Consider the following 13,543-nt stretch of genomic DNA (forward strand, 5'->3'; position numbering starts at 1 on the left):
TCTTTTATTCATGGGGGAATTTAAAACCTTACTGCGGAATAAATTCCTGAACTATATTTATTCGGGCATTACTGCTTATTTCTACCGGATCTTGCTTTACCGGAGTTGACTCCATGGATGTGTCTTCAGAGGCGTTAACTGTGCGAATAATGCTGGAAATTTCTGGTTTGCAGGAACCGCAGCTGGTACCGCAGCCAAGGGTTTCTCCCAGTGCTTCGACGGTGTTAATGCCTTGGGCGATGGCCTCCTCTATCTGTGGCCGGGAAACCTGGAGGCAGGTACAAATCATCTTCACACCGGGCTTTATGGGATGAAGCAGTTGCCCCGGTGATTCCGGCAGGGGAGTGGCCAGGTAATTTTCCAGGTGCTGTCGGCTGGGTAATTGATGCCAGTCTCTGCCAGAGAAAATCAGTAGTTTTAAGTTATCGTCGTAGGCGATCCAGCGCTGACTTTTAGGGGTAACCAATTCCTGCCAGAACAATTGGGGCTGGTCGTCCATTATCTTGGATGCCAGTTCCCGCCCATGGATAAGTTGGTTCGCGGCAATTTCATAGCGAAAGCCATTTTCCAAGGGGACTCGATACCAGTGCAGGATACTGCTGTCGTTGGCCTGCTGTAACCAATCCCATACTCTATCGGCAGTCTCTTCGGCACAGATCATTGTGGCAAAGTATTCAGCTGCTAGGGGACTGACATTGACGGGAACCTGTTTGAATTCAGGTTGACCGGAGTAGGGATCAATACTGGAGTCCGCCAGGGCACTGGGCTTGGAATCCTGTGAGAAGGTTTCACTCCAGTGAATAGGGGCAAAGATCTCCCCTATTTTTTGCCCTCCGTTGAGGGCGGCGCGGCCGACCATTTTAGATGAGGCGCTGTTTAACCGAACTAATTCCCCATCGTTAACCTGGAAGCGAGCGGCATCCTTGGGGTTTATTTGTATTTCCGGCAGTTCACTGTGATCGAGTAATTTCCTTACCCGCCCGGTTCGGGTCATGGTATGCCACTGGTCGCGCATACGGCCGGTATTGAGCCATATAGGATACTCGCCACTGATCTGCTGTTCCGGAGGCTGCGGCGCTATGGGGATAAAGCGTGCACGCTTGTCCGGGGTAAAAAACTGTCCACTGGTGAATAAGCGTTTGCACCCAGCCGGGTGCTCCTGATTGACCGGCCAGTGTACCGGGGCCAGTGCATCGTATTCACTGCGATTGATATTGGCGAGTGCGGAGATATCGAAAGCCCTGGAGCCGTGGTTTTCGAAGCCGGAAAGCTGGGCGTGCTCACGAAAAATATCGGCGGGGTGTGAATAATTAAACTGATCTCCATAGCCTAAATGTTGAGCCAGTCCGCACAGGGCTTGCCAGTCGTGGCGAGCTTCTCCCGCTGGGGATAAAAATCCACGTTGCCGAGAGATACGTCGTTCTGCATTGGTGACAGTGCCGTTTTTTTCTCCCCAGCCTGTTGCGGGAAGTAGCAAATCGGCGCAGCGAGCGGTATCGGTATTGGCTATGCAGTCGGAGACAATAACCAGCGGGCATTTCTGTAGCGCAGCTTTGACTCTATCGGCTTCGGGCATACTGACGGCGGGGTTAGTAGCCATAATCCAAATGGCTTTAATTTTTCCGCTTTCTACCGCGCGGAACATATCCACAGCCTTCATTCCCGGCTTGGTAGCAATTTGATCGGAATTCCAGAATCGTGATACCCGGTCAATATCCTGCTCGTTAAACTCCATATGCGCGGCGAGGGTATTGGCAAGTCCGCCCACCTCGCGTCCACCCATCGCGTTGGGTTGGCCGGTAATAGAAAATGGCCCTGCACCAATTTTGCCCACGCGTCCGGTGGCTAAATGGCAGTTTATGATTGCGTTGTTTTTATCAGTTCCGCTGCTGGACTGATTGATTCCCATGGAATAAAAACTAATGGTCTTTTCTGTTGCTGCAAATGCCTGAAAAAATTCCAATAGTTTCTCGATAGATATGCCACAGGTGGCCGCAGTTAATTCTGGTGACCAGTCTTGAGCCGCAGCTAAGGTATCGGCAAATCCCTGTGTATGATTTTTTATGTAGTCGGTATCTAGATAATAGTGCCGGCTGAGAAAACGCAGTAGTCCATTGAATAGTGCCGCATCAGTGCCGGGTTTAATTGCCAGGTGCAGATCTGCCATTTCACTGGTAGCGCTGCCACGGGGGTCGATAACGACAAGCTTTGCAGCACCTGCCTGCATTCGCTGGAATAAGATCGGATGTGTCCAGGCTGCATTGGAACCGATAAGCACGATAAGTTCAGCCTGTTCCAGATCCTCATAGGAACAGGGTACCGCATCGGCACCAAATGCGCGTTTATATCCCACCACCGCAGAGGCCATACAAAGTCGGGAATTGGTATCAATATTGGCAGAGCCAATAAATCCCTTCATTAACTTGTTGGCCACATAGTAGTCTTCGGTGAGAAGCTGACCGGACAGATAAAAAGCTACCGAGTCAGGGCCATGGTCGCGAATTGTCTGCTTAAAGGCATCGGCCATATAAGAGAGCGCAGTATCCCAGTCACAATCTTTTCCGTGCAGGCGAGGGTGTAGGAGACGGCCGTGTTCGCCCAGCGTTTCGCCGAGCGCAGAACCTTTAACGCACAATTTGCCGAAATTTGAAGGGTGCTGGGAATCGCCACTAACAGTAATCGCTGTAGTATTTGCGCGCTCTTCCCTGTTAACCGAAACCCCACAACCGACACCACAATAGGGGCAGGTAGTGCAGGAGCGGTGCGCGCTCAGAAATTCCTGTACTGCCATTACTGTAGCTTATTGTTGCCGATGTAAACCGTGTTCCCACTAAATGCCAGCGGGTAGGTGGCAAGCTTGATATCGCTGTCTTCCATGCAGACTCCATCGCTAAGGCGGAAATGGTTTTTATACATTGGGGAAGCAATGGTTAATTCCCCTTCCAATTCCGCAATAATTCCTCTTGCAATCACACCAGCTTGTGCGATTGGGTCCCAGTTGTCAACGGCATAAAGCTGTTGTTCCTGGTCGGGTAAAAAAAACAGGGCGATGCTTCTTTGATAGACAGTTTTAGTCACTGTATTCAAAGCCTTCGTTGGGTATACGGAGGTATCGCCCCAAAGCGCACATACCCCAGAGTTGGTGACCAAATCTGATCGCTGACAGATTGGAGACCATTGGGGGTGGGTTATGGCAACTGAATTTGAGGGAGTTTCTTGCAGGGCAGCCAGGCTCATAATAATTTCCTCACAATGGATGGAAAGGATTCAAAAGCAATTTATTAATAAAGGTATAACTGGCGGCTTGCGCCGCCGGGAGAAGCTTTAGGCGGATTCGGCTGTTTCCACTAGCTCGTCAGTGGTTGCCGGACGCGGTTGTCCACGCTCCTTAACGAAAACAATCTTTTCATCGGTTTCGTTGCTATTGACGAATTGACGGAAGCGCTTGAGTTTTTCCGGATCGTTAATGGCTGTTTTCCATTCGCACTGGTAGGTGTCTACTACTCGGGCCATCTGGACTTCCAGCTCGGCACAAATCCCCAGCTTGTCATCGATAATGACTTCGCGCAGGTAATCCAGGCCGCCGTCAAGATTTTCCAGCCACACAGATGTGCGTTGTAATTTATCGGCGGTGCGCACATAGAACATCAGGAAACGGTCGATATAGCGGATAAGAGTTTCGTCATCCAGGTCGGTGGCGAACAAATCTGCATGGCGGGGGCGCATGCCACCGTTGCCACAAACAAATAGATTCCAACCTTTTTCAGTGGCAATAACCCCGACATCTTTGCTTTGAGCCTCAGCGCATTCACGGGTACAGCCGGAAACAGCCATTTTTATTTTGTGTGGAGAACGCAGTCCCTTGTAACGATTTTCTACTTGAAGGGCCATTGAAACGCTGTCCTGAACCCCAAAGCGACACCAGGTGCTACCAACACAAGACTTAACCGTGCGCAGGGATTTGCCGTAGGCATGGCCGGTTTCAAATCCGGCATCAATCAGTTCTCGCCAAATTTCCGGTAGCTGCTCCAGGCGCGCGCCAAACAAGTCGATACGCTGGCCACCGGTAATTTTGGTATAGAGGTTGTAGCGTTTGGCCACTTCGCCGATCACTATTAATTTTTCCGGTGTGATCTCGCCGCCGGGAATACGCGGGACTACAGAATAGCTGCCGTTTTTCTGCATATTCGCCATGAAAGTATCGTTGGTGTCCTGTAAGCCGACGTGAGTCTGCTCCAGAATATGTTCATTCCACAGGGAGGCAAATATGGATGCGGCTGCAGGTTTACAAATTTCACAGCCGCGCCCTGAACCGTGTTTGCTTAATAATTCACTAAAGGTTTTTATTTCTTCCACCTGGATAATGTGGAATAACTCCTGGCGGGAGAAGGGGAAGTGCACGCATAAGTGATTGTTCACTTCCATGCCGAGCGCCGCTAGCTCTTCATCGACAATATTTTTCAGTAGCCCAGCACAACCACCGCAACCTGTAGATGCTTTTGTTACATCCTTAACATCAGCCAGTGAGTGGCAGCCACCGGCAACGGCGTCGATAATCTGGCCTTTACTTACATTGTGGCAGGAACATACGGTAGCCGAAGCGGGGAGTGCAGCAGCACCCAGCCCGGGAGCTGCGCCATCGGTTGCCGGTAAAATTAATTGTTCCGGGTGTTCGGGCAGATCAATATCGTTGAGGTGATATTGCAGCAGGGTATCGTAGTCATCCGTATCTCCTACCATTACCGCGCCCAGGAGCTTTTTTCCCTCGCTATCGGTGATCATACGTTTGTAAACACCGCTCTGCTCGTCTACAAAAGTAATAGCGGCAGCGCCGTTGGTGCGACCATGGGCATCGCCAATAGAACCGACCTGTACGCCCAGGAGTTTCAGCTTGGTGCTCATGTCAGCACCGTTAAAACTTTCCTCTCCACCGGTCAGTTGAGCGACAGCAGTACGCGCCATGCTGTAACCGGGAGCGACCAGGCCAAAAATTTTCTGATCGTAAAGCGCGCATTCGCCGATAGCGAAAATATTCGGGTCTGAAGTACGGCAGTTGCTGTCAATTACGATCCCGCCGCGTTCGCCAACTTCCAGCCCGCTGGATTTTGCCAGTTCATCCTGGGGGCGAATGCCTGCGGAGAAAACAATCATATCGGTAAGCAGTTCTTTATCTCCCTTGAACTGCATACGCAGGCGGCCGTCTACTTCTTCAATCAATTCCGTGGCGGTACTGGTGTGTACCTGAACCCCGAGTGCTTCAATTTTTGTTCTTAATAGGGCTGAACCACCTTCATCCAACTGAGTGGCCATAAGGCCTGGGGCGAACTCGACAACGTGGGCTTCAAGTCCCAGGGCTTTCAGGGCATTGGCAGCTTCCAGGCCCAGTAGGCCACCGCCGACAACTACACCACTTTTTGCACTGGCGGCAATCGAGCGAATGGAATCGAGATCTTCCAGGGTTCGATATACAAAGCAGCGCTGGTGTTGATGGCCGGGTATTGGCGGAACAAAAGGGTAGGAGCCGGTGGCAAGTATTAATTGGTCGTAAGAGTGGCTGGCTCCACTTGCCGCAGTAATTGTTTTATTGTCCCGATCAATTTGCACCACCTTGTCATTGAGCAGGATATTAAAACCCCACTGCTGATACTGCTCCAAGTTTCCCATGGACAGGTCTTCAGCTGTGCGTCCGGCAAAGTATTCGGAAAGGTGGACCCGGTCATAAGCGGGACGGGGCTCTGCACAGAATATGGTGATATCAAACTGGTTGGCGTATTGATGGTTGGCGAGCTGTTCCAGGAAATGGTGCCCGACCATACCGTTGCCAATCACAATCAGCTTTTGAGGTTTAACATTTGCCTTCATTTACAATCCTGCCGTCTCAATTCGTTTTATTCGGCAGGAAGAGAGCCCGTCTGAAATGGCAAGGGCGTCTCCTCTTCTGCCGAAGAGTACAGGCGCCGTTGCCTCGTAATGGGGGAATAATTTGTTGGTAATTAAATACATTCAATCTCTATGCCAATTTTATTTTTAGTAATAAAGGGGGTTTGGCCTGATTGTCCACAATTTTTGCGACAAAGTGGTGCATTTAATTAATTTTCTGCGCTGTAAATGTGCTTATTCAAATCTTATGTATTAGCGCCAAAAGAAGTAGAGCAGATGAGAGAGCAGTAGAATTAAAGTTAGTAGCTGCCAGACAAGAACCGGATTTCTTTCTAGCAGGGGACGGCTTTGGGGGGCTTTAAAATCTGGGCTGGGAGATTGCAGATCCTGGATAAATTCTGACAATGCGTTGTAGCGCTTTTTAGGATCAGGAGCACAAGCCTTTTGTAGAGCGCTATCAATCCAGTAGGGAATATCTTTGCGGTGTGCGGATGCGCGAGTAAAGCGCATTTGGTTATAGTTCTTTAAACGGTAGTGGTAGCTACCAAAGCGCTCGGGATAGGGATATTTGCCCGTGAGTAATTCATAAGCAATGATTCCCAGGGAAAAGATGTCTGATCGATGGCTGGCGCTATCCCCAAAAAAGAATTCCGGAGCTGTATAATTCTTACTGCCGGGTGCTGTTTCACCAGATAGATGTAATTGCTCTCTGAGCCCTGGGCCATCGGCACCACCGAGATCAATGATTGCCAGGCGCCCGTCGTTGCGCATCATAATATTCTCTGGCTTGAGATCGCCGTGAACGATCTCCAACCGCTGTAAACTTCGCAACGCACTAACCAGTTGTGCCATTAGCTCCCGCACTTGGGGAATTTGAGGTTGTGGATGTAATTGCATCCACTGACGCAAAGTCTGTCCTTCGATATATTCGAGAATATGATAGAGACAGTGCCTTTCAGAAGTCGGAGCAAAAACTTTAATAATTCCTGGGTGGGAGATTCGTCGCCCGGTCCATTCCTCAGCAATAAATCGCTCGATGTAGTGGGGGTCATCACAGAAATTAACTGAGGGAGTTTTTATCACCCGCAATACTTCGGTATTGAGGTCTCGGGCCAGATAGAGATGGCTGCGGCTGCTGGCATGTAATTCCTGTAAAACAAGGAAATTGTCGAGCTTTTGGCCTGGGCGCAGGTCAGGTGCGAACGGGAGTTCGCGATTGCGCATAGCCAATTCATCGCATTGGGGCAGCCCTACATAATTTATCCGGCAAGTGACAGCAGTCAGGTTATCGGTGGAGCCCGCTGTCAGAGCAGCATCAATAAGCCCTTGTGGGGTTGAACTGGAAAAATTAAGCAATAGCTCAATTAACTCTGTCTCAGGCAGAAAATCGTGAATCCCATCGCTACTCAGCAGGAAAATATCCCCGGGTTGCAATTCCTCACAGCGGTAGTCCACTTCAATATGAGCATCCATTCCCAGGGCGCGGCTCAAAAAGGTGCGTCCAGGTCCGAGGCTGTGGCTGTGATCGCTACTCAAGCACTCTAATTTCCTGTCGCGGAGTCGGTAGATCCGGGAGTCGCCGATGTGAACCAGATGTGCGCTGGTGCCTTTGAAAATAACGGCAGAAAAAGTGGTCAGCCAACCCCGTTTAATTTCGGCACTGCCGCCACTCTGTCGAAATAGCCAGCTATTGAGCGAGTGCAAAACCCGCGCAACAGCGTGCTTTGTCGACCAGGTTTGCGGGGTGCTGTAATAATCGGAAAAGAATCCATTGATGGCAGCGCGGGCTGCTTCACCGCCGGCTTCTGCATTGGCAACACCGTCGGCTACTGCCGCAAGGCTGCCGTGGCGCTGTAATTCAGCGCCTTCGGGAAGCCGCACTGCGCAGGCGTCGTCATTGTGTTGGCGAAGTCCGGCGCAGGAGGCAGTGAACAGTTGCAGGGCATCTTCTTTATTGTCCTGCGAACTGTCACTAGCAGCGAGCCCGGATTCTATTGTGCTCGCTGCAGTGGGTAGATCGTTATTAGGCAACATCGATCATGGATACGCTGCCATCGGGGTGTACTTCTGCCATTTGTCCCTCCGGTTCTTCCAGTAGAAGCAGGGCGGCAAAGCCGAGCAATGCGGTAGCGCAGATTACCAGGAAAAAGGCCTGGTAAGACACCATGCTGAGAACGGTGAGATAGAAAACGGCTCCGACATTGCCGTAGGCGCCAGTCATGCCGGCAATCTGCCCGGTTAGGCGGCGTTTGATTAAGGGCACCACTGCGAATACAGCGCCTTCACCAGCTTGCACAAAGAAGGAGCAGGCCATGGCAGCGGCGACCGCCAGGTACAGGGGCCATTCGGCATCGATCATGCTCATAGTGAAGTAACCCAGAGCCAGGCCAGCGGTGAGGATCAGCAGGGTAGGTTTGCGGCCCCAGCGGTCGCTAATCAATCCGCCGGCAGGGCGTGACATGAGGTTCATAAAGGCATAGGCGGAGGCCAGCAAGCCAGCTTTTACCGGGTCCAGTGTAAAGGTCTCGGAGAAGAACAGGGGCAGCATGGAAACCACAGCCAATTCGGAACCGAAAGTCGCGAAGTAGAGCAGATTCAAAACTGCTACTTGCTTAAACTTATAGCGGTGTACCGGTGCTGGTGGGTTGCTGAGTACTTCACGGTTAATACTGTAGGTTTTATACGCGTCCAGAAGGTACAGTAGTACCAGGCCTGCATAGATCAGGTTGGCAGTAAGGTTGGATATTAATGCAACGCCGCTAGATAATTTCCAGGTTAGCAGAGCCAGTGCCGCATACATGGGCACTTTCATCACCAGAAGCAGGATAAAATCCCCGGGACTGGTGACTTCCATAGCACCAATTTTTTTTGGCTTGAAATAGGTTGACCCCTTGGGCGTATCAGTCACAGAGAAGTAATAAATTACGCTGTAAACCAGTGCGATTGCGCCGGTGAGGCCAATGGCATAACGCCAGCCGTCGTCACCGCCAAAAAACAGGGCGATAGTGGGCAGGGACATGGCTGCTGCAGCTGAGCCAAAATTTCCCCATCCCCCGTAAATACCTTCCGCGGTACCCAGCTGTCGAGCCGGGAACCACTCGGACACCATTCGGATACCTACAACAAAACCTGCACCAATAAAGCCCAAAAGGAATCGGCCAATGGCTGCCTGCACAAAATTGTCTGCCAGGGCAAAAATAAAGCAAGGCACACTGCCGATTGCCAGTAATAGCGAATAGGTGAGTCTGGGGCCATATTTATCAGTGAGCATCCCGATTACAATGCGCGCGGGAATTGTCAGGGCCACGTTTAAAATAAGTAGGGTTTTGACCTGGTCCGGAGTCAATGAAAGGCTTTTCGCAATTGCCATTAGCAATGGTGCGTGGTTAAACCAGGCAAAGAAAGTGATAAAGAAGGCCACCCAGGTTAGGTGGAGCACTTTTATCTTCCCGCGGAACGAGAATAGATTGAGTGAGTCACTGGACATGCGCATTTCCTTTGTTTGCTAATTCCGCAGGCACAAAAAAAGCCCAAAGCTGCAGCCGCTTGACTGCAGACGATGGACTTCGTTGCCCGTTATATTCGGCGAACAACCGCTTCACCGCGCTGATGCGCCTGAGGGAAGGCAATTGCATCATCGAATTATTTCCATTCAATTAATGTGCCACTATTTTTTTGCGAGCAGGAAATCCACCGTTTGCCGGTAGAGGTCTGGACGATAGGCTTCTGCTGCACGAAGTGTCGAGCTCCCCAGATCTGAATACATCTCCAGTAGCTGCCGTGCTTTTTCCTGAGTTGGACGCCCACAGTCGTTATCAATATGGGCAAAGAGGTGCCAGCCGGGATTGGCGAGGATTTCCCGGTCCCGATGGTAGAGAATCTGGTCATTGAGAGAGCGTTGAATCAGCTCCTCAGGCAGGTTGAGGTATTGCCCCAGGGACAAGAGCTTGGCAGCTTCGGCTCTGTTTGCGCGTGCGGCAAGCCAGGTACAGGCTTTGAGAAGAGCGGCCCTTAGGGCCAGGTGGGTTGCAGGGTTGGCTTGATGCCAGCTTTCAGTGACTGTCAGCACTTTTTCCGGCATAGCTGGCAGCAGTGTATTACAGGCTGCAATGACCACTCCGGACCCTTTGTGGGCGGCCAGGGAGTTCCAGGGTTCGCCTACACAATAGCCATCGATAACGCCACTGTGGAGGTTTTCCAGCATTTGTTCAGGCGGTAATACCACCAGTTTTATATCCCGGTCCGGGTCGATATCGACGGAGCGCAACCAGTACCTTAATTGCAAGCTATGGCTTGAAAATGGATAAACTGTGGCGAGTCTGACAGTAGGAGGGTGTTTATTGCCATGCAGATAGCGCTTAAGTGCCAAGGCGATATCACTTTGAGAGTCACCTTCACAGTAATTTTGCAGGCGTTCGAATAATTCTGCGGAAAGGGTAATAGCGTTACCGTTGCAGCTGAGAATTAACCCACTTAACAAGCGTTCGTGGCAATTGGGTAAAGCTTGTTCCAGTGTCAGGGGCATAGGAGCGAGCATTGCTGCAGCATCTGCCTTGCGCGCAATTAACTTGTCTCGCAGGGTGGCCCAGCTTGTTTCTTTTTGCAGCTGTACTTTTAATCCATGTTCTTGGAAGTAGCCTAGTTCCTTGGCGACAATCAGCGGTGCGCTGTCGGTCAGGCGCAGGTAAAGCAGTTTGATGGTCTTTTTTTCCGGGCACAGAAGGGCTGACATCGGTACTCTAATGCTCTTTCTGAAAATATTGGATAACTTGCTCGGCAACTGTATGGATGGTTGAGTTGCTGTTCATCGCGAGATTGCGCAAGGTCTTATGGGCATCCTCTTCACTGAGGTTCTTCTTGGCCATTAATAGCCCTTTGGCCCGCTCGATCGCTTTTCGCTCTGTGAGTTGCTGCTGGGTGCGCTCGAGAGACTGACGCAATTGCTGGAAATGTTTAAATTGTGCCATAGCGATTTCTATCGCTGGTGCCACGCGCTCAGGAGTCATTCCCTCGGCCATATAGGCGCTTACCCCGGAGTCGACCGCGCGGCTAATGAAGTCTGCGTTGCCGCTACTTGAAAACATGGCCACCGGAGTCGGCGCCTCACGATTAACTATGGCCAGGCTTTCCAGGATATCCCTGTCCGGGGATTCGATATCTATCAACACAATATCCGGACGGTATTTTTCCACCTGGAAGAGGAGGCCTTCGGCACTGTTGATCTGGGCGAGAATGCTGTAGCCAGCAGCACGTAATCGCTCACAAACCAAGTGGGCGCGCTCGGGATTGTCATCGACCAGCATGATTCCAGGGCTTGGATTAGTCACAATTTACTGCGGCACTCATCTAATAATTTTTATTGGGCTTTACCAACTTTTAATCAATAGTTGTGCCAAATACGCAGAGGTGGGGGAGTGGATGTATGTCTCTAATTCCATGAGATAAATCTGATGTTACTGCTTTTTCCTGGTGCGACATTCTGCGGATATTGTTTTTTTTGCACAAGTAGGGGGCTAGTACATATTTTTCAGGCAGAAAAGTGTGACTTGGTACTATGGAAGCAAAATCATCTGCACATTTGTGGTTTGCGTGAATAGACTGTCACATGGCGCGTTATTTTTTGTTATAAACGTAATGTGGCATCCGTATTCGTCGATAATATTTAACTAACATGATGTATTTGGTGATCTATTTTTGGTTATTAAAAATAGTCAGTTACCCCTAAATTTTTGTAGTTTCTGTTTATTTGCAGGTGCTTGCTCTACCGTGGGGATTCTTTTGGATTGAAAATTCATAGTGAATTGATCGGTGAGGCCATTCAAAAAGGAAAATCCCTTATATTTTGGATAAACAAATAGCAATTTAACTTCAGGGAAAAGGTTTCGAGCGAGACTAATTTTTGCTTATTTCTCTCAGGTCTATATAGCCAATTCAGGATATATAGTCTTATTAATTTCACCAATTACGGCTATCAGGTTATCCCCCTTTTCATCCCCTTTGACGACGTTTACACTCGATCTGTTTATAAATTGGGCAATCCAATACTTTTTGAGGTAGATGTAGCTGTAAGTTCATAAAATCAACTAAGAGGGGCACGGCGGTGATTATAGCCATACCTAGAGAGACCGCAGAGGGAGAAGCACGTGTTGCAGCGACTCCCGATAGCGTAAGACGATTACGCGATTTGGGTTTTTCCGTAGCGGTGGAGAAGGGGGCTGGTAACAGGGCCAGTTTTACTGATGAAGCTTATGCTGAAGCCGGTGCAGAAATCCGTGAGGATATGCAACAGTGCCTGGCTGATGCGGGCATAGTATTAAAAGTACAAGCACCAACTGATCAAGAGTTGGCCCTGATTCCCAAAGGGGCTACGCTGATCGCCTTTCTGAAGCCGGCACAAAATGCCGAGTTCCTACAGAAGCTTGCCGAGCGCGATATCAATGCGCTAGCGGTCGAGTCGATTCCAAGAATTTCCCGCGCGCAAAAAATGGATGCGCTCAGCTCCATGGCAAATATTGCCGGCTATCGTGCGGTTGTGGAGGCTGCCCACAATTTCGGTCGCTTCTTTACAGGGCAGATCACGGCAGCAGGAAAAATTCCCCCGGCAAAAGTACTTGTTATTGGTGCTGGTGTAGCGGGGCTCTCTGCAATAGGTACGGCAAAAAGCATGGGAGCTATAGTGCGGGCCTTCGATACCCGCGCTGAAGTACGTGAGCAAGTGGAGTCCATGGGGGCTGAATTCCTCACCGTAGAAATTGAGGAGGAAGGCTCGGGCTCCGGTGGTTACGCCAAGGTGATGTCGAAGGAATTTATTGATGCTGAAATGGCACTGTTCCGCGAGCAGGCCAAAGAAGTGGATATTGTGATTACCACTGCCTTAATTCCGGGGAAACCCGCTCCGAAATTATGGCTTGCAGATATGGTCGACAGTATGTCTAAAGGTTCTGTCGTCGTGGATTTAGCAGCAGAAATGGGCGGTAACTGTGACTATACGGTGGCTCATGAAAAAGTGGAGCAGAACGGCGTCACTATTCTTGGTTATACCAATCTGCCCAGTCGAGCAGCGGCACAATCCTCGCGCCTGTATTCAACCAATCTCGCTCACCTGCTTGGGGAGCTAACTCCAGAGAAAGATGGTGAGGTTAATCTCAATTTTGAAGATGAAGTGATTCGTGGTGCCACAGTGGTTAAATCCGGTGAGATTACCTGGCCTCCACCCGCACCAAAAATTTCGGCTCAGCCCAAGCCATCGGTGAAAGCTACTGAAGAAGTGAAAATTGTTGAGGAGAAAGCTGAGAAACGAAAATCTCCCGTATCTATTTTTGCATTTTGGGCGATCGCGGCAATCTTATTGCTGTGGTTGGGGCGCGTGGCACCTCCTGATTTCGTCTCGCACTTTACCGTATTTGTTCTGGCAATATTTGTTGGCTGGCAAGTGATTTGGAATGTTACTCATGCGCTACACACTCCGCTAATGAGTGTTACTAATGCAATTTCCGGCATAGTGGTTGTTGGTGCGTTAGTGCAGCTTGGGATTGCCAATTCGGGTTTGGTGAGCCTGCTTGCTTTCATCGGCGTGTTGGTGGCCAGTATTAATATATTCGGTGGTTTCTTTGTGACCTACCGTATGTTGAAAATGTTTCGCCGGTAAGGGGAGGAGAGAGTG

8 protein-coding genes are annotated in these 13,543 nt (G+C 50.1%); 1 reads left to right on the forward strand and 7 read right to left on the reverse strand.

Annotated elements, in window-relative coordinates:
* Positions 1-28 precede the first annotated feature (28 nt).
* The 7 genes from ACJJIL_RS02925 to ACJJIL_RS02955 form a co-directional block, all read right to left on the reverse strand.
* Positions 29-2,791 carry a nitrate reductase gene (locus ACJJIL_RS02925; RefSeq protein WP_445361172.1) on the reverse strand — a complete coding sequence of 921 codons (2,763 nt, stop codon included), beginning with the start codon at positions 2,789-2,791 and terminating at the stop codon, positions 29-31.
* On the reverse strand, positions 2,791-3,237 hold the full coding sequence (gene nirD, locus ACJJIL_RS02930) for a nitrite reductase small subunit NirD (RefSeq protein ID WP_282931350.1): 447 nt from the start codon (positions 3,235-3,237) through the stop codon (positions 2,791-2,793). Before nirD ends, ACJJIL_RS02925 begins: the two co-directional genes overlap by 1 nt.
* An 87-nt stretch (positions 3,238-3,324) precedes the next feature.
* Entirely contained in the window at positions 3,325-5,862 is a 2,538-nt protein-coding gene (nirB, locus tag ACJJIL_RS02935) for a nitrite reductase large subunit NirB (RefSeq protein ID WP_444896156.1), read from the reverse strand.
* Positions 5,863-6,132: 270 nt separating this feature from the next.
* On the reverse strand, positions 6,133-7,914 hold the full coding sequence (locus tag ACJJIL_RS02940) for a bifunctional protein-serine/threonine kinase/phosphatase (RefSeq protein WP_444896157.1): 1,782 nt from the start codon (positions 7,912-7,914) through the stop codon (positions 6,133-6,135).
* Positions 7,904-9,367 carry a NarK family nitrate/nitrite MFS transporter gene (locus tag ACJJIL_RS02945; protein ID WP_444896158.1) on the reverse strand — a complete coding sequence of 488 codons (1,464 nt, stop codon included), beginning with the start codon at positions 9,365-9,367 and terminating at the stop codon, positions 7,904-7,906. The genes ACJJIL_RS02940 and ACJJIL_RS02945 overlap by 11 nt, the downstream gene beginning before the upstream one ends.
* Positions 9,368-9,547: 180 nt before the next feature.
* Positions 9,548-10,612, reverse strand: coding sequence for a CmpA/NrtA family ABC transporter substrate-binding protein (locus tag ACJJIL_RS02950; protein WP_444896159.1), 1,065 nt, complete (start codon positions 10,610-10,612; stop codon positions 9,548-9,550).
* Positions 10,613-10,619: 7 nt separating this feature from the next.
* Positions 10,620-11,207 carry an ANTAR domain-containing response regulator gene (locus ACJJIL_RS02955; protein ID WP_413663235.1) on the reverse strand — a complete coding sequence of 196 codons (588 nt, stop codon included), beginning with the start codon at positions 11,205-11,207 and terminating at the stop codon, positions 10,620-10,622.
* Positions 11,208-11,980: 773 nt separating this feature from the next.
* On the opposite strand from ACJJIL_RS02955, the gene ACJJIL_RS02960 reads away from it, so the two are divergent.
* Positions 11,981-13,528 (forward strand): Re/Si-specific NAD(P)(+) transhydrogenase subunit alpha, encoded by a 1,548-nt coding sequence (locus ACJJIL_RS02960; protein ID WP_445361173.1) that lies wholly within the window; start codon positions 11,981-11,983, stop codon positions 13,526-13,528.
* Positions 13,529-13,543: the final 15 nt, after the last annotated feature.

It is taken from the genome of Microbulbifer maximicatervae (SeqCode) (assembly GCF_052468095.1).